Origin of the sequence: Corallococcus terminator, from assembly GCF_003611635.1 — a bacterium.
GTDB lineage: Bacteria > Myxococcota > Myxococcia > Myxococcales > Myxococcaceae > Corallococcus > Corallococcus terminator.
In genome coordinates this window covers 60,797-77,921 of sequence record NZ_RAVZ01000002.1, presented here as the reverse complement: position 1 = coordinate 77,921, position 17,125 = coordinate 60,797, and the positions used below count along the sequence as shown (strand labels likewise).

16 protein-coding genes are annotated in these 17,125 nt (G+C 69.6%); 5 read left to right on the top strand and 11 right to left on the bottom strand.

Annotation, left to right across the window (positions count from 1 at the left end):
• Window positions 1–26: 26 nt before the first annotated feature.
• Window positions 27–2,306, bottom strand: coding sequence for an Ig-like domain-containing protein (locus D7V88_RS00545; RefSeq protein WP_120538604.1), 2,280 nt, complete (start codon window positions 2,304–2,306; stop codon window positions 27–29).
• 183 nt (window positions 2,307–2,489) lie between these two features.
• On the opposite strand from D7V88_RS00545, the gene D7V88_RS00540 reads away from it, so the two are divergent.
• The gene (locus D7V88_RS00540; RefSeq protein WP_120538603.1) at window positions 2,490–3,122 is read left to right on the top strand and encodes a glutathione S-transferase N-terminal domain-containing protein; all 633 of its coding nucleotides are present in this window, start codon (window positions 2,490–2,492) and stop codon (window positions 3,120–3,122) included.
• Between the two features lie 69 nt (window positions 3,123–3,191).
• Here D7V88_RS00540 and D7V88_RS00535 read toward each other — a convergent pair whose 3' ends face one another.
• From D7V88_RS00535 to D7V88_RS00510, 6 genes are all read right to left on the bottom strand, one after another.
• A complete protein-coding gene (locus tag D7V88_RS00535; protein WP_120538602.1) occupies window positions 3,192–4,310 on the bottom strand; it encodes a spore photoproduct lyase family protein in 1,119 nt (372 codons plus the stop codon).
• 90 nt (window positions 4,311–4,400) lie between these two features.
• Window positions 4,401–6,143, bottom strand: a complete 1,743-nt coding sequence (locus D7V88_RS00530; protein ID WP_244237882.1) for a glycoside hydrolase family 88 protein — start codon at window positions 6,141–6,143, stop codon at window positions 4,401–4,403.
• Window positions 6,144–6,281: 138 nt separating this feature from the next.
• The gene (locus tag D7V88_RS00525; protein WP_120538600.1) at window positions 6,282–7,403 is read right to left on the bottom strand and encodes an aldo/keto reductase; all 1,122 of its coding nucleotides are present in this window, start codon (window positions 7,401–7,403) and stop codon (window positions 6,282–6,284) included.
• 94 nt (window positions 7,404–7,497) lie between these two features.
• A complete protein-coding gene (locus D7V88_RS00520; protein ID WP_120538599.1) occupies window positions 7,498–8,076 on the bottom strand; it encodes a TetR/AcrR family transcriptional regulator in 579 nt (192 codons plus the stop codon).
• Between the two features lie 51 nt (window positions 8,077–8,127).
• Window positions 8,128–9,921: an amidase gene (locus tag D7V88_RS00515; protein ID WP_120538598.1), complete on the bottom strand. Its 1,794-nt coding sequence runs from the start codon at window positions 9,919–9,921 to the stop codon at window positions 8,128–8,130.
• 45 nt (window positions 9,922–9,966) lie between these two features.
• The gene (locus D7V88_RS00510; protein WP_120538597.1) at window positions 9,967–10,686 is read right to left on the bottom strand and encodes a sterol desaturase family protein; all 720 of its coding nucleotides are present in this window, start codon (window positions 10,684–10,686) and stop codon (window positions 9,967–9,969) included.
• Window positions 10,687–10,815: 129 nt separating this feature from the next.
• Here D7V88_RS00510 and D7V88_RS00505 point away from each other — a divergent pair, with 129 nt between their 5' ends.
• The gene (locus D7V88_RS00505; protein ID WP_120538630.1) at window positions 10,816–11,670 is read left to right on the top strand and encodes a hypothetical protein; all 855 of its coding nucleotides are present in this window, start codon (window positions 10,816–10,818) and stop codon (window positions 11,668–11,670) included.
• A 13-nt stretch (window positions 11,671–11,683) separates the two neighbouring features.
• Here D7V88_RS00505 and D7V88_RS00500 read toward each other — a convergent pair whose 3' ends face one another.
• The 4 genes from D7V88_RS00500 to D7V88_RS00485 form a co-directional block, all read right to left on the bottom strand.
• A complete protein-coding gene (locus D7V88_RS00500; RefSeq protein WP_120538596.1) occupies window positions 11,684–12,163 on the bottom strand; it encodes a DUF4126 family protein in 480 nt (159 codons plus the stop codon).
• Between the two features lie 111 nt (window positions 12,164–12,274).
• Window positions 12,275–13,111, bottom strand: a complete 837-nt coding sequence (locus D7V88_RS00495; RefSeq protein WP_120538595.1) for a hypothetical protein — start codon at window positions 13,109–13,111, stop codon at window positions 12,275–12,277.
• Between the two features lie 27 nt (window positions 13,112–13,138).
• Entirely contained in the window at window positions 13,139–13,579 is a 441-nt protein-coding gene (locus tag D7V88_RS00490; protein WP_120538594.1) for a group II truncated hemoglobin, read from the bottom strand.
• A 10-nt stretch (window positions 13,580–13,589) separates the two neighbouring features.
• Window positions 13,590–14,474: a 5'-3' exonuclease gene (locus D7V88_RS00485; RefSeq protein ID WP_120538593.1), complete on the bottom strand. Its 885-nt coding sequence runs from the start codon at window positions 14,472–14,474 to the stop codon at window positions 13,590–13,592.
• A gap of 248 nt (window positions 14,475–14,722) precedes the next feature.
• Between D7V88_RS00485 and D7V88_RS00480 the strand changes: the two genes are divergently transcribed.
• From D7V88_RS00480 to D7V88_RS00470, 3 genes are all read left to right on the top strand, one after another.
• Window positions 14,723–15,088, top strand: a complete 366-nt coding sequence (locus D7V88_RS00480) for a DUF4398 domain-containing protein (RefSeq protein ID WP_120538592.1) — start codon at window positions 14,723–14,725, stop codon at window positions 15,086–15,088.
• Between the two features lie 33 nt (window positions 15,089–15,121).
• Window positions 15,122–16,363, top strand: a complete 1,242-nt coding sequence (locus tag D7V88_RS00475) for an OmpA family protein (protein WP_120538591.1) — start codon at window positions 15,122–15,124, stop codon at window positions 16,361–16,363.
• Window positions 16,364–16,489: 126 nt separating this feature from the next.
• A complete protein-coding gene (locus tag D7V88_RS00470; protein ID WP_120538590.1) occupies window positions 16,490–17,086 on the top strand; it encodes a GNAT family N-acetyltransferase in 597 nt (198 codons plus the stop codon).
• The last annotated feature ends 39 nt before the right edge of the window (window positions 17,087–17,125 follow it).

Here is a 17,125-nt window from a genome sequence, read left to right as displayed (position 1 = left end):
CTGAGAAAGCCCCGCACCCGCGCCTCCTACTTCACCGCGATGGCGGCCAGGACGCCGTTCTCCTGCGCGATGAACAGGATGCCGTCCTTGCCCAGCGCGAGGCGGCCGCCGGCAGGGTACTTCCACGTCTGCACCCGGGCGGCGAGGTCCACCGCGTACGTGTTCGAGGCCGTGCTGACGAAGAGCAGGTTGTCCGTCACGACGGTCGTGCCCCGGGGCTCGCCCTCCGGCGGAATCCAGGTCCACAGCAGGGCACCATCCGCCTCTGACCGGGCTTCCACCTGCCGGTTGTTGAACACATACAACACCCCTTCCGCGACGGTGACCGTCCCCGTGAACGTGGCCGTCCGGGTCCATCCCACCTGCTTGTTCCGCAGGTCGAAGGACAGCAACCGCTTGCCCTGGATGGCGAGGACGTTCTGGGCGCTGCCCAACACCGGCGCCGTGTTCATGCTCCAGCCGTTCCACTGGAAGCCGGGGTCGGCGATCTCATAGGTGACGGTGCCCTTGAGGGCATCCACCACCTGCAACTTCGGCTGGTAGCTGCCGGTGTAGGCGAACACCTGGTTGCCCTCCACCGCGGGCGTCCACGCATCGTACTGGTTGGTCTCCAGGAACCATTGGTGCTCCCCGCTGGAGGCGTTGAAGCCATACATGCCTCCATAATAGCCGCCGGCCATGAACACGGTCCCGTCCAGGACGACGGGGGCGTAGTAGCTGGACCATTGATTGCCGTACGCGCTGCGGAACCGGACGTCGCCGGTGGCGGCATCGAACGCGTAGAGGAACGAGTCTCCGTGTCCTCCCGTGGTGAGGTAGACCGACCCGTCGCTGTAGGCGGGCGGATGGACCGAGGCGATGTTGTTGAAGCTGAAGGTCCACAGCGGCGTGCCCGTGCGGGCCTGGAGGGCGAAGAGCTGCTGGCCATTCGTGCTGTAGCCGCTCGGGTTGGAGGCGAAGACGACGCCGTCGCCCTCGGTGACTGGATTCAGCCCACCGCCCCCCAGGACCAGTTGGCGCGACCAGAGCGAACGGAAGGCCGGCGGATCCAACGTCGCCTCCACCGCGCCGGTGTGCCGGCCAGTCCCCTGGAACGTGGCCCAGTCGGCCGTCTGGGTCCATGAGGCCGTGGGCCTGGGGAGCACGCGCAGAGATGCCGTGCCGGAGGTGCCCTCACTGGTGGCGGTCACGGTCACCGCGCCCAAGCCCACGCCCAGGACCTTGCCATTCGCGTCAATCACCGCCAGGGAGGCATCCGAGCTCGTCCAGGTCACCACACGACCCGTCACCACGCGACCGCTGGCGTCCTTCAGGACTGCCTGGAGCTGGACTTCCTGGCCGACGTAGAGCCCGGGGGAGTCAGCCAGAACCGCGACCGAGGCGATGTCAGGAGACTCGAGCATCAGGGTCGCGGACGCGCTCTTCGTCTCGCTGGTCGCGGTGATGTGCACCTGGCCCGCCTTCAGCGCCGTCACCAGGCCGGTGGCATCCACCTGAGCCCGGGTCGTGTCACCCGAGCTCCAGGTGACGACGCGGTCAGCGAGCGGAGCGCCCTGGGCATCCCTCGGGATGGCGGAGAGTCGCACCGTCGTGCCGGTTCGCACCGGTCCGGTGGGCACGCCCTCAAGCGTCACGGAAGCGACCTGCGGCACCTTCACCCGCACCGCGACCGTGGCGGTATGGCGCTCGCTCGTGGCGGAGATGGACGCCTCACCCGCACTCACGGCCCGCACCAGGCCCTGGGCGCTCACCTCGGCGATCTCGCTGTTACTGGAGCTCCAGGTCACCGGCCGGTCCAGCGTGGCGCCGGCTGCATCCTTCGCCGTGGCGGTGAGCTGCACGCTTTCTCCGGTGACAATGGGCTCAATGGGCGCACCGCTGATGAGGACAGCCGCCACTGTGTCCGCGGGTTCCGTTGGGTTCGACACCCGGATCATGACGGTGGTGGTGGCGCGTTCGCTCGTGGCGGAGATGGCCGCCTCGCCCACGCTCACAGCGAGGACCCGTCCCTGGGCGCTCACCTCCGCGACGGCCTTGTTGCTGGAAACCCAGGCCACGGGCCTGTCCACCGTGGCACCGGCCGCGTCCTTCGGCGTGGCGGTGAGCTGCACGCCCTCCCCGATGAGGATGGCTTCGGCGGGAGCACCGTTGATGACGATGGACGCCACGGTGTCGGTGGAAGTCGAGCTTCCGCCGCAGGCACTGACCGTGATGGCCAGAAGGAGCGCGCACCACGAGCGCGCCTGTTTGATGAAGTGCAATCGCTGACGCCGGGCTGTCGAGCCCGGTTCCCCGAACCGTTCCATGATGGATTCCCCCTCGGATGCGCGTGGCGGCGCGGCAGTCTGCCTTATGCCCCCTCGCAGGTAGATTCCCGCGGGAGGAGTCACGGTGGAACTGGCCCTACCCTGACAGGCAGTACGACGGATTCGAATTTCGCCGACCCGTGGTGCGGTAGTCTGCCATGCGATTCCGCTCGGAGGACCCCCATGTCCACGCTCGACAAGCCCGTCATCATCGGCCGTTCAAGCTCGCACTTCACGCGCATTGCCCGGCTCTTCGCGGCGGAGCTGCACGTCGACCATTCCTTCCAGGCGGTGCGAGACCTCCTGTCCAAGGACCCGGCGGACTATGGCGGCAACCCCGCGCTCCGGATTCCCGTCCTGAAGACCTCCCGAGGCGTCTGGTTCGGCGCGCTCAATGCCTCCCGTGAGCTATGGCGGCAGTCGAATCCCAGGCCCCGAGTGGTGTGGCCGGAGGCCCTGGACGTGCCCCTGCTGGCGAACATGCAGGAACTCACCCTGCAAGCCATGGCGACGGAGGTGACGCTGGTCATGGAGAAGATGGCCGGCGCCGGTGAGGGCACGCCCCATGCGCTCAAGCTGCGCGAATCCCTGCTCAACATGATGGCGTGGTTGGAGGAGAACGCGAGCGCGGCGCTCGCCACCCTGCCGCCTGAGCGGGACCTGAGCTACCTGGAGGTCACGCTCTTCTGCCTCGTGACCCATCTGGAGTTCCGGGACGTCTTGCCCACGGCCCCCTATCAAACGCTGAACCGCTTCTGTCAGCAGTTCGCGAAGCGGCCTTCCGCCAGTGGCACCGACTTCCGCTTCGACACCTGAGGGTCGAGGGCCAGGACGTCGCCTCCAGTCCCCCGCACTCCAGGGACGTGGCGCGAGCCCCCGGGTGGCCTAGAAGGCGTACCGCACGCGGCAGTACGGCAGGTGCCGGGCGAGCAGCGCCTGGAACTCCGCCACGTGGCGCCCCTTGAAGCCGGTGCGGTAGCGCACGTTGACGCCGCCGCCCTGGGACACCTTGGTCTCCTGCGTCTCCGGGGTCCACAGCACCGCCTCCGCCTTCGGGTGCCAGCGCAGGTTCACCTCATGCAGGCCGGCGTTGTGCGTGAGGAAGATGATTTCACACGCGAGCTGCGCCTTCGCCGCCTTCCCGATGCCGGCATCCACCTGCTGGAACAACTCCACATAGGCGTCCTGCCAGCCCTCCTGGAGGACCACGGGTGAGAAGTTGAGGTGCACCTCGTAGCCGGCGGCCAGGAAGTCGTCGATGGCGGCGATGCGCTCCGCGATGGGGCTGGTGCGCACGTCCAGCAGCTTCGCCTGCGCGTGGGGCATCAGGCTGAAGCGCACGCGCGTCCTGCCCTTGGGCGCGTAGGTGAGCAGCTCGCGGTTGACCCACTTGGTGGCGAAGCTGCCCTTGGCGTTGGGCAACGTGGTGAACAGCCGCACCAGCTCCTTCACGTTGTCGCTGATGGCGGCGTCCACGGAGCAATCGCTGTTGCAGCCGATGTCGTAGACCCAATCGCGCGGATCCACGGTGTTGGGCACCAGCTTGGGCCCCCGCTTGTGCGCGTGTCGACGGATGGCCGCCGCGATGCCGTCGATGTTCACGAACACGGTGACGGGATTCGCATAGCCCTTGTTGCGGGGGACGTAGCAGTACGCGCACGCCATCACGCACCCGTTCGCCGTCGAAGGCGCGATGAAGTCCGAGCTCCGATCGTTGGCGATGAAGGACAGCGTCTTCTTCACGCCCAGCACCAGCGTGCTGCCCTTGATGCGGTTCCACGCCTCCACGTTGCCGGCGTTGCCGAACAGACCGGGGATGCTCTGGTGGGAGGCCACCTCCACGCGCTCCGCGTCCGGGAAGCGCGCCAGGATTTCCCGCCCGCGCGCGTGCTCCTCCACCGCCGGCTCCAGGTAGATGCGCGACACCTTGAGCAGCCGGTCCAGCGGCCCGGGGCCGGAGGGACGTGCGGCGGGAGGCTCCGGAGGGAAGAGGTCCAGGTTCATCGCCAGGGGGATGTAACCGCTCCCGGGCCCCGACGCACCCCTGGCGGCCTGCTCCGGATGATGAGCAGGCCGCCAGGCGACGCAATCACGTCAGCGTTCGGACGCACCGGGCCTGGCCGAGGCCGGCTCGGGGGCATCCAGTTGCCGCCACGTGGCTTCGGGCAGCGGGGCTTGCGGCGCGAGCGCCACGTTGCCAGCCTGACCGGGCGCGTAGACGCGGTGGCTGGTCACTCGGAAGTCGCTGTCCACCACGGTGGAGATGACCGCGGCGCGGCCCAGGTCGTTGATGGCCGGCCCGTCCGAGCGGAAGGCGACGCGGTCCACGAGCAGTATCTCCGCGGCTCCTGGCGGCGTCACCCAGACGGTGTAGCGCCGGGCGTTCAGGTCCACGTTCATGCGGAAGTGGTACGTCTGGCCGTTCACGTATGGCACCCGGCGGATCCACGAGTAGGTCGCGCCGTTGCGCACCTGGAAGATGCCGTCCTCGCTCATCCGCACCGCCATGTTCAGCCGGTTGAAGGCCGTGACCTCCGTGGAGCTGTCCGTCCAGCCCACGACGCCGCCGTTGAGGTTGGCGGCCAGGGGTGTGAGGTCGAACTCCACGTTGCGGATGCCCGTGTTGGTGGTGCCCAGCAGGTGCTGGCTGCGGGGGAGCATCAGCTTCGAGTACCAGGGATAGTTCGGGCGCGGGTTGAAGCGCAGGATCGCCTCCAGGAAGTAGTAGTCGCCGTAGATGAGGCTGACGTTGATTTCCTGGTTCGCGGGCAGATTGCCCACGCCGTGCAGCAGCAGGCCCGGGCTGTTGGTGCCCTGCGCGAGGTAGGCGGGCGACGCCAGCGAGTCCAGCATCGCCAGCGCGGCGGTGCGGTAGCGCGTGCGCCGGGTGGCGTCCGTCTCCAGGCCGCTCAGCTCCAGCAGGGCTGACGCGACCGCCGCCGCGGCGGAGGAGTCCTTGTACTGGCTGGGCGCGTTGAAATCCCAGTTGGGCACGCCGTCCGCGGGCAGGTTCGCCAGGTAGTAGTCCGTCACCCGGCGCGCGGCCGTGAGGAAGCGCGCGTCCTGCGTGTAGCGGTACACCATGGTGTAGCCGTAGATGAGCCACGCCTGACCGCGCGCCCAGGTGGACGTGCTGGAGTAGCCCTGGAACGTGCCGCGCGAACGGATGGTGCCGTTGGTGGCGTAGTCCACGTAGTGGTACGAGCTGCCGTCCGGGCGCACCGCGTCCGCGAGCGTCTTGAGCGCGTGGTTCACGGCCATGGTGCGCCACACGGCCGGGCCGCCGTTCTGCGCGCCCCAGAGCAGCAGTTCGATGTCCATCATCGTGTCGGTGACGAGCGGGACCTGCCAGGCCGAGTTCCAATCACAACAGTCGATGATGCCAATGGTGCTGTTGTAGCGCGTGGCCAGGGACCCGGCGGAGGTGAGCAGCACGTCGCGGTAGTACGTGTTGCCCGTAAGCCGCCAGGCATTGCCGTAGCTCAGGTACATCTTGAAGCCCAGGTCGTGGGTCTCCGTGTTCGTCTTCTGGACCTCCAGGGGCCGCGTCCACATGTCCGCGCGGTCCCTCCAGTAGGGCTCGCTCCCGACCTGGTACATGAACCACATGCTCCCGGGGAAGAAGCCCTGGGTCCACGCGATGCGGTCGGTGTTGGCCACCGTCGTCCACGTCCCGTTGGACAGCGAGGACTTGGGGGAGCGGTTCACGCTCGGCATCTCCGCCGTGGTGTCGCTCAACTGCGCGCGGGCGAAGGTCAACACCCGCACCGCGTCCGCGTCATTGAAGGCATGGGCACCGGGCGCCACCAGCAGCGCCAGCATCCACCACAACTTCACTCCCGACCGTGTCAAAGACATACCACCCCCCGGACCATGACTGGCGCGGAAGGTGGCGGTGCGCGGAACCGAAACACAGTGGCCCCGCGGACGCCGTCCGGCAGTCCCCCCCGCCCTGCCGGAGGGGACGGACGTGCGCTAGGCGACCGTGGCGGGTGGGCCCGCGAAGACCGGGGACGTGTAGCCCGCGGGCTTGTCCCCCACCGCGGCCCGGCCTTGCAGGTCGAACTGGTGGGGGATGGCGAACATGGAGTGGGGGAACGGGACGGACGACGGCGTGCTGACCGCATCCAGTTGCCGCCGCAGTTCGGGAGGCAGGGTGAAGTCGAGCGCGGCGAGGTTGCCGTCGAGCTGCTTCACGGAGCTGGCGCCAATGATGACCGAGCCCACCGCGGGCTGCGTCGCGACCCAGTTGAGCGCCACCTGGGACATCTCCCGGCCCAGCTCCTTCGCCACCTTCTCCAGCGTGGCGACCACGGCCCAGTTGCGCTCGGTGAACAGGCCCATCTTGTCGCCACCCACCGCCGACGTGAGCCGGCCTTCGCCCTGGAGGCGGCCTTCACTGGGTTTGTACTTGCCCGACAGCAAGCCCATGCCCAGGGGACTCCAGGCGGTGATGCCCATGCCCAGCGTCTGCGCCAGCGGCGTGAACTCCGGCTCCAGGGTCCGCTCAATGAGCGAGTACTGGAGTTGGAGGTTGATGAGCGGCGTCAGCGCGTGGGCCTCCGCCCAGGTCTGCGCGCGCGCCGCGTACCAGGCCGGCACGTCGGACAGGCCCGCGTAGCGGATCTTCCCGGCCCGCACGAGGTCGTCGAACGTGCGGACGACCTCCTCGGCCGGGGTGATGCGGTCCCAGGTGTGCAGCAGGTACAGGTCGATGTAGTCGGTGCGCAGCCGGCGCAGCGACGCGTCCACCGCGCGCACCATGTTCTTGCGGCCGTTGCCCCCAGCGTTGGGGTCCCCCGGGGTGGTGCTGTTGTAGCTGTACTTGCTCGTCAGCACGATGCGGTCCCGCCCGCCCCGCTCCGCGATGAACTTCCCAAGCAGCGTCTCCGCGGTGCCGTAGGTGTAGAGGTCGGCGGTGTCGATGAAGTTGCCGCCCGCGTCCAGGTACCGGTCGAACAGCGCCCGGGAGACTTCATCCGTCGAGCCCCAGACGCCGCCATAGGGCCCGTCCTTTCCAAACGTCATCGTGCCCAGCGAGAGGGGGCTGACCCGCAGTCCCGAACGGCCCAACAGGTAGTAGTTCTGCATCGACATGGCGTGGACTCCCTTTGCGGCTATTTTTGACTGAATAATCCAGATACAGGCATGCGAAGACGGCACCCGGGTCTTCGACGAACACAGGCGGGGGCTACCGGGCCTTGAGGCCCGCGATGGTGAAGTCCACGATGTCGCGGAGGGCCGCGGGGGGAAGCCCCGCCTTGGCGCTCACGCGCAGGCCCGCGGTGGTGGCGAGCAGGAAGTTCGCGGTGATGCGCGCATCCAGGTGGGGGTTGAGCTCCCCCTTCTGCTGGGCCTCGCGCACGGCGCGCGTCATCACCTCCGGACCGACGTTTGCCTTGAGCATCGCGGCGACCTCCGGATCCGAGTGCGCCATCTCCGTGGTCGCGTTCACGGAGAAGCAACCCCGAGCGCGGTCCTTGGGGCTGCCATTGGGGATGGTGAGGAGGAACTCCCGGATGGAGCCCAGGGGCGAAGCCTTGGAGTGCAGGCACTCCATCAGGTTGGCGCCGTACTCCGCCTGATAGAGCCGCACGGCCTCCAGGTAGAGGCCGTGCTTGTCCCCGAAGGTGTCGTACATGCTCTGTCGCCCGATGCCCATGGCGCGCAGCAGGTCCTCCGTGGAGGAGGCCTCGTAGCCCTGCTCCCAGAACACGGCCATGGCCCGCCGGACGGCCTCATCGCGGTCGAACTCTTTCGTGCGCGCCATGGGTGTTACCTAAGGATTCTGGACTGACCTGTCAAATGAATCGGCGTGGGCCTAGAAACCGGACGGGCGCTCCTTCGCGACGCCGGACGCTCGCTCCAGGACGATGCCCACGCGACCCAGGGTGCCTTCCTCGAAGAGCTGGCCGATGAGCGTCACGCCGTGGGGGACCCGGCGCGGGGTGGCGAAGGTGGGCACGGGGCGCTTCGGGTCCGGGGCCCAGTCGCTGCGGGCCTTGGACACCTCCACGAAGCCGGTGCGCAGCGTGAGGGACGGGTGGCCCGTGTGGTTGGAGATGGTGAGAGCTTCATCGCGCAGGGAGGGCACGAGCAGCACGTCCACTTGCGACATCACTCGGGCCATCTCCTGGGCCACCTTGCGGCGCAGCCGGTCCGCCTGCACGAAGTCCACCGCGGACAGGAAGCGCGACTGGCGGAAGAGGTTGGGCCACGCGTCGGGCACCTGCATCTTCAGCGCGTCCACGCCGTGGCTGAGCGTGAGCTCTTCAAAGGCGGCGGCGGCCTCCGCGAAGAGGATGACGTTGAGGGCGGAGTACGGCCAGTCGGGGAAGCCCACCTCCACCGGGGTCATCCCCAGACCCTTCAGTGCCTCCAGCGCCGCGCGGTCCACGTCGGTGGCGGGGCTCTCCTTCATCCACGCGGGCACGTAGCCCACGCGCAGGCCCTTCACGCCCGCGTTCGCGTCGAAGTCGAGCTTCGCGTGCACGGTCGCCACGTCGCCCGCGTCCGGACCGTTGAGCGCCGCGAGCACCAGGAGCGAATCCTCCACCCCGCGCGTCATGGGCCCCAGCTTGTCCAGCGACCAGCACAGCGTCATCGCGCCGGTGCGCGGCACTCGGCCGAAGGTGGGCCTCAAGCCCGTGATGCCACAGCGCATGGAGGGCGACACGATGCTGCCGCCCGTCTCACTGCCCAGGGAGAAGCCCACGAGCCCCGCCGCCGTCGCCGCGCCCGGTCCCGCGCTGCTGCCCGAGGAGCCCTCTTCCGGCAGCCACGGGTTCTTCGTCTCGCCACCGAACCAGATGTCATTGAGCGCCAGCGCGCCCAGGCTGAGCTTCGCCACCAGCACGGCGCCCGCCTTGTGCAGCCGGTCCACCGCCGTGGCGTCCGTCGTGGGGACGCGGTCGCGGAAGGGTTCGGCGCCGTAGGTGGTGCGGATGCCCGCGGTGTCCACCAGGTCCTTGGCCCCCCAGGGGATGCCGTGCAGCGGGCCCTTGTACCGGCCCGCCGCGATGTCCTTGTCCGCCTGACGGGCCTGGGCGAGCGCCAGCTCCGGCGTCAGGGTGATGACGCACTGGAGCTTCGGGTCGTAGCGCTTCAGGCGCTCCAGGTAGAGCTGGGTGAGGCGCTCGGACGTGATGGCGCGCGACTCCACCCAGCGGGACAACTGCGTGAGCGGCGCGAAGGCGATGTCCTCGTCCTTCGTGGGCAGGGGCGTCTTCGCGTCGCGACTCCGGACGAAGCGGGCCGGCGCGGGGCGTACCTCCCTTTGCCCCGGCAGCGTGGGGTTCCACTGCGAGGCGGGCGCCAGCGAGGGCTCCAGCGCGAGCTTGCGGGGTCCGGTGCGACGCTCATGCAGCGGGGCCATGGACACGCGCCAGTTGCCGGCGGCCTGGGTGCGCTCGGCGGGCGTGAGCTGGACCTGCATCAGCTTCTCCGCTTCCGCGAAGGTGGTGGGGCTGACCTCCGGCCCCACGGTGGGACCGGCGCCGAAGGTGGGCGGTGCGCCGGCCGGCGCGGACGTGCCCGCGTCCGGGGCGGCGGAGACGGTGGTGCTCGCGAGTCCAATCACGGTGTGGGTCAGGAACTGCCGACGCGAGCTGGCCATGGCGCAACCTCACGAATGAAGCGGGGGGCGCCAGTGTGCCACCGCTCAGGAGCGGTGCACGTCCTGGAAGACGAGCATGTCCCCCAGCCGCTGCTCGCGGGCGTCATCGAAGCCGCAGGTGGCGTCCCAGGTGGCGGGGTTCGAGTAGGTGCCGAACAGCATGTCCCACAGCGGCAGGTCGCCGTAGTTGTCGCGGTGCTTGCCGTGCTCGTGATGCACCCGGTGCATCTCCGGTCGCTGGAAGAACCAGCCCACCCACCTCGGGGTGCGGATATTGGTGTGGTAGAAGTATTCGCCCAGCGCGCAGCAGGCCGTGTAGATGGCGCCCGCCGCCGGGCTCAAGCCCAGCACCGTGTAGACGAGCAGTCCGCCGATGATGCTGTTGGCCATCATCTCCAGCGGGTGCTTGTAGAAGCTGGTGATGACCTCCAGCCGCTGGGGGCTGTGATGGATTTGATGGAACAGCCGCCAGAGCACGTCGCTCTCATGCCGGGCGCGATGCCACCAGTAGAAGACGAACGTGGCCACCAGGTACGCCAGCACCCCACCCGCCACCGGCCCCACATGCCGGGACAGATGGAAGAGCGAGAAGGCGGAGAGCCACTTCTCCCAGGTGTAGCCGGCCAGCACCACCACGCCTACCTGCGCCAGGTTGATGATCACCACGCGCAGGTGCCAGCCGCGCACGCGGGGCAGCTTCCAGCCGCGGAAGCACTGTTCGATGAGAAAGCAGCCGACGGCGATGGCGAAGAGCCAGGGCAGCATGAAGGTCCTCCGGGACCGTGAGTTCATTCCTCAAACGCAGGGGCCTGGGATTCATGGCTTCCACGCGAGCAGACACTGTCACCTGCGAGGATGACGACGGCGGCGACGGGTGCTGGCATCCTGCGGGGCATGGCTCGGAACAGCACGCTGACGGCGCGGTTGGGCTACATCGATACGCAGGCGACCTTTGTGCAGGCGGCGCTGCTCGCGGCGCATGGGGCCGGAGCACGGGCGGGCGGGTTTCGCGTGTCGGACGTGCGCTTCTTCTTCCTGCTGTTCACCAACTGGGTGGAGCACGACGTCACCCGGCCCTCGCAGGACATCGACCTCACGCAGGTGCGGCGCACGCTGGAGCGACTGGTGCGCGGCGGCCACGCGGAGGCCAGCACGGGCGCGGCGGTGAAGGGGCTGCCCCGGGGGCGCCGGTACGTGCTCACTGGAGAGGGATTGGGTTCGCTGTCGGAGGGATTGGCCGCGCGCGAACGGGCGCCGTTGGAGGAAGCGCTGTTCGTGGTCTGCTTCGCGGCGAGCTACCGCGACGCGGTGCTGTCCCGGGTGGAGGGGCGCGCGCGGGCTCCGTCTCCGGCGGTGCGGCGCCGGGTGGAGCGGGCGTTGGATCCGCTGCGGCTCTTGAGGGAGGCCCAGCGCACCTCGGCCGCAGTGCTCGCGGACCTGGAGGAGCGGGTGGAATCAGGGCTTCGATACGAGGCGAAGGCCCGCGAGGCCCTGGCCCGCGCGGAACCCGAGGCCGACGTGGTGCGGGCCCTGGAGGCCGCGGGCTCCTACCAGTTGCACCGGGTGCGTCCGTTGGGCGAGGTGCTGCTCGCGCTGCCGGAGGACCTGCGCAAATTCGAGCTGACCGAAGGCATGGGCCTGCGCTCGCGGCTGCTCTTCGCGCCCCTGGCGGAGCGGGCACGGGCGGAGCACGCGGTGCTGGAGCGGCTGGAGGCGCGGCTCACCGCTGGCAAGGCGGCGCCAGGGTGAGCCGGGCCGGGTGCTACCGCAGCCCGCCGGAGAGTCGCGAGCCCAGGGCCAGCGCGAGGCCGTCCTCGAGGAGGCCCGCGAGCAGGTTGGGCACCTTCAGCTTGTCCGACGCGAGCGTGCGGAAGCCGTAGAAGAAGTAGCTGGAGGCGATGGCCGCCGCCGCGCCCACGAGGGCCAGTCCGACCTTGGCGCCCTTGCGCTCGCGCGACACCGCGGCGCCGGTGATGGCCCCCGCGATGATGCGGCCCACGATGACCTTGGGGTTGATGCGCGGCAGCGCCCTGGGCGACTTGTCCGCCACCATCTCGCCGAACGCCATCAGGCCCAGCCTGTGGGCTGTCTTGCGCGACGTGAGACCGGGCAGGGCCCGCTTGAGGACGCGGCTCGGCTTGTTCGACAGCGAGGCCGCGAGGAACGCGGGCGCCGTCAGGGTGCGCATGCCCGCCAGCACGCCAAAGCCCGCCGCCTTCCAGACATCATTGTTCGAGCGCATCTGTCCCAACCCCCATCCGGGCCCGTGGCCTTGAGCAGCGGGGCCCCTGCTGGTGAAAAGAAGAGGGTGGGGGCGCTCCGTCCGTCTGGCCACCGGCGGGCAGGCGGGCACTCAGGCGATCCGTCGGTCGATGGGCTTCGGCAGGTTGTGCGCCGCGAGCAAGGCCCCGATGGCGGAGGCGACGGCCCCCAGGGGCTGGGTGTCACGCAGGGGCAACAGGAAACCCGCCGCCATCCCCAGGAGCCCCAGCACCACGAACCCGCGCCGGGCCAGGAGCCGCTCCCGGGCCGTGTCTGCGATGGCGACCGCGAAGAGGTAGCCCAGGGCACTCGCGATGAATTGGATCCACGGCACCGCGGGCTTCACGACCCGCCAGAAGGGCCCGAGGCCCTCCGTAAAGCGTGCCCAGAGGGTGGGGGGCGGCAGGGACGCGGGATCCATTCCCGCGAGGACATCCGCGCTGAGCCCTTCGAAGTAGGGGCTGCCATGCGAGATGGCGAAGAAGAACCCCTGGATCAGGGCCGCCACCGTCAGCACGAAGAACAGCTTCCCGCTCGGGGCCGGGGGCACGATGAAGTCATCGAACTGGCGCAGGGTCTCCAACCGCTCCGGAGAGACCTCCAACGGGTGCGGATAGGACAGGGCCAGCAACGCCCGGGTGGCGGCGATGCCCACGGGCACGCCCTCTTCGTCCACCAGTCGGTTCACGCCGTCCTTCGCGAGGAGCGCATGCAGGACAGGCGCGAGCCTCTCCGGGTCCTCCGTCCGCGTCATCCGGTCGATGCAGGCATTGAGGGCCCCGACCTGGCGACTGCTCGACTCGCTGGTGGCATCCGCCAGGGCCCTGTCGAACAGGGGCACGAGCTCATCGACGGACGGCGGGGACGCGACATCGGCGTCGAAAGCGGAGTCAGGCTGCGGAGGTCGAGGCCGCGACTGCGTGCGCATGGCGGGATTCTACGCCAGGCCAGGACCTCACCCTTCGGTGTTGCGCAGGAAGTTCGCCGTGTGGGCGAAGCGGTCGTCCAGGAAGCGGCGCAGGCCGCCCGTGACACCCTGGCGGTCCATCGCCGTGTGCATGCAGCGCAGCCAGGCATCCCGCATGGACAGGTCCACCGGCACGTGTCCGTGGCGCATGCGCAACCGGGGATGCCCGTGCGTCGCGCTGTAGTGCTGCGGCCCGCCCAGCCAGCCCACCAGGAACATGCCGAAGCGCTCGCGCGTGCCCCGGTTCACCTTGCCCTGCGCATCCAGTTCGTGGACGTGCGCGAGCGCCGGCTCCTCGGCGTCCATCACGTCGTAGAAGGCCTCCGCCAGGGCGTGGACCGCCGCCTCGCCTCCCAGGCGCATGAAGGGCGTGTCCTCCAGCGTTGGGACCCAGTCATCCGACGACGGCGGCTTCAATTCGATGCTCATGGCTTCCTCGTCAGACCGCCCAGCGCTTCGGCCGGCGCTGGAGGGTCTTGAATCCCAATCCTTCACAGAACGCCTTGAAGCGCGCTTCCGGAACGCCCTTCCACTCCAGGTCCGCCAGCGACTTCGTGCCCGGCAGCGGGGCGTCCTCCACCACGGTGGCCAGCGTCCGGTACAGCCGCGCGTCCTCGCGGTGCGCCTTCAGCGTCGCCGCCAGCTTGTCCGCCCCCCGGGGCTTCGCGGTCCACTCCGCCGCGCTGTCCGGAATGGCCTCCAGGTGTCCATAGGCCTGGAGCACCGTCGCCGCGCCCTTCGCGCCGAAGCCCGGCAGGCCGGGGATGCCGTCCGCGTCGTCGCCCATCAGCGCCAGCAGGTCCGGGATGCTTTCGGGCGCCACCCCCATCTTCGCCTTCACCGCTTCAGCGTCCATCACCTTCTGCTGCCGCCGGTCCACCTGCACCACGTGCTGGCCCCGCACGCACTGGCCCAGGTCCTTGTCCGGCGTGAGCAGCCGCACCTGCTCCACCTCGCCCGCGAAGCGCGCCGCCGCCGTGGCGAGCGCGTCATCGGCCTCATGGTCTTTCATGGACCACACGCGTACGCCCAGCGACTCCACCGCGTGCTCCACCAGGTCGAACTGCGCGCGCAATTCCGGCGGCACGCCCTCGTCGCCCTTGTAGCCGGCGAACAGCGCGTTGCGGAACGAGCGGATGGGGTTGTCGAACGCCACCGCGATGTGTGTCACGGCCTCGGTCTCGTCGTGCAACAGCGCGAGCAGGGAATCCATCACCCCCGCCGTGGCCTTCACGTCGCGCCCGTCCGGGGTGGTGGTGCCCGGCCGGGGCGAATAGTGGGCCCGATACAGCTCATACGTGCCGTCCACGAGGTGCAGGCGCATGTTCCCCCTCTAGCGTCCCTTCCGCCGCGCGGCCAGCAGCCCGTTCGGCCGGGCAGCCTGAAAGGGAGGTGCGGGGCGTCTCCTGCCTGTGCGCCTCGTTCCCTACACGACGCCTGTCAACCCCCTTGGCCAGCAAGCCTGTCGGGAATGCGGCGCCGATGCCGAGTGGACGAACGGCCCCCATTTTCTGACCGACTCCCCCTGGGCCGCCGGTGCGTCCCAGCATTCCACCCGGCTTGAGGTGACCCATGCGCCCGAAGCTGTTCGCCGCTGCCTTGCTCTGCTTCGCCACCGTTGGCTGTGCAGGCAAGCAGGTGATTACGACCGCCACCCATCAGCAACGCGTCCAGGCCGAAGCGGCGCTGCGCTCGGCTGAGAACTCGCAGGCCCCGAACATTCCAGAGGCCGCGCGACATCTGGAGTTCGCCCGGCAGCAGATCTCCGACGGAGAGCGGTTGATCCAGGAAGGTGAGCAGGAGGCGGCGGAGCTGCGCTTCCGTCAGGCCGCGGCGGACGCGGACCTCGCGTCGGCGCTGGCCCGCGCGGTGCCCATGCAGAACGAGGCGCGGCGGACCTCCGAACAGCTCGATTCGATGCGTCGTGGTCAGCCTTGAGGTCCATCCCCTTTTGTCTGTGAGGAGAGCGTCATGCAGCGTTGGAAATTTGGATGGTTGGCTTTCGCGGGAGCCTCCGCGCTCACGGTGGGGTGTGCTCACAGTTCGCCCCCCAGTGAGCTGACCGCGGCTCGGACGGCGTACCAAGAGGTGTCCCGCAGTCCCGAGGGCCGCGAGCGGCCCGCGGACGTGGCGGCGGCCCGCGCGGCGCTCCAGGAGGCGGAGAACGAGTACGCGGAGAGCGACGGTTCGGTGAAGACCCGGTCGCTGGCGTACGTGGCCCTGCGCAAGGCGGAGATCGCGGAGGCCCGCGGACAGGCGGACCTGGCCGCGCAGCAGCGGGCCCAGGCGGAGCAGGCCCTGCGTCAGCAGCAGGAGGCGCGCGCGCAGACGCTCACGAAGCAGCAGGAAGAGGAGCGCGCGAGGTACGAGCAGCAGCGCCAGCAATACGACCAGGAGCGGCAGCAGTACGACGCCCAGCGCCAGCAGGAAGCCGAACGCATGCGCACGGCGGAGGCGCAGACGCGCCAGCAGCAGGAGGCGGAAGCGCAGCGGATGGCCCAGCTCAACCAGGAGTTGCAGCAGCGCACGCAGCAACTGGAGCAGGAGCGCCAGGCGCGGCTCCAGGCCGAACAGCGCGCGTCCACGGCGCTGACGCAATTGCAGGACAAGGACGTGAAGGTGCGTGAAGAGGCGCGCGGCACGGTGGTGACGCTGTCGGGGAGCGTGCTCTTCGCGACGAACGCGACGGACCTGCTGCCCGCGGCGAGAGACCGGCTGAGTGATGTGGCCACGGCGCTCAAGGAGTCGAAGAACCCGTTGCTCATCGAGGGCTACACGGACTCGCGCGGCACGGACACCTACAACGAGCAACTGTCGGAGCGGCGTGCGGAGAGCGTGCGCGACTTCCTCGTCAACCAGGGCGTGCCCTCGGACCGCATCAACATCCGGGGCATGGGTGAGAACCGGCCGGTGGCGAGCAACGCCACGGCGGAGGGCCGCGCCAACAACCGCCGCGTGGAGATCGTGGTGGAGCGCAACGTGGCGGGCGCGCAGCCTTCGCGCTCGGGGGGCGTCGGCGGCAGCGGCGCGCAGCAGCCGGGCCAGGGCGACAAGGAAAGCGGCCAGAACGCGCAGCCGGGCGGCAGTGGGACGCAGCAGCCGAAGCCGCACGGCGCGGGCATCGACCATCAGGACCCGGCCCCGGATCAGGGCACCGGCGGCAGCGGCGCACAGAAGCAGGTGCCCGAGCAGCCGCAGGACCATGGGGAGTGACGCCGCTTCGCAGCCCTTGAGCTAGAACCCCAGGTCCCCATCCCACGAGGGTGGGGACCTTTTTCGTCCGCGCTTCGCACGCGCGGGCCCCAAGGGAGCGCGTTACCCTTGAAGTCCGGCCCCGCCATGTCGACCGACAAGTCGCCCCTCCTGCTCACCACCGAGCGCCTGCACCTGATGCTGCTGCCCCCCGACGCGGCGGAGCGCGTGCTCACGTACCACCTGGCCAACAAGCAGCACCTGGGGCCGGTGTCACCGGACCGCCCGGCGACCTTCTTCTCCACCGCCTACTGGCGCACGCGCCTCGCGCAGGACCGCGAGGACTTCCGCCATGACATCTCCCTGCGCGTGTTCCTGCTGCCCCGGGGCCAGCCCATCTCGCTCGCCCCCGTGCTGGGCAGCGTCGCGCTCACGCACATCCGCCGGGGTCCCCTCCAGGCCGCGGACATCGGCTACGGGCTGGACCACCAGCACGAAGGCCAGGGGCTGATGACCGAGGCCCTCCAGGCCGTCTGTGATTACGCCTTCGGCGCCATGGGCCTGCACCGCGTCCAGGCCAGCCACCTGCCGGAGAACCTGCGCAGCGCCGCCGTGCTGCGCCGCCTGGGCTTCGTCGTGGAGGGCTACGCTCGCGACTTCCTGCTGCTCGACGGCAGGTGGCGCGACCACGTCCTCACCTCGCTCGTGGCCGCCCCCGAGCCCGGGGTGCGCGGCGGTCCCTGAGCCGGGGACACCGGGGCCCACCCTTGCCGGCCTGACCTC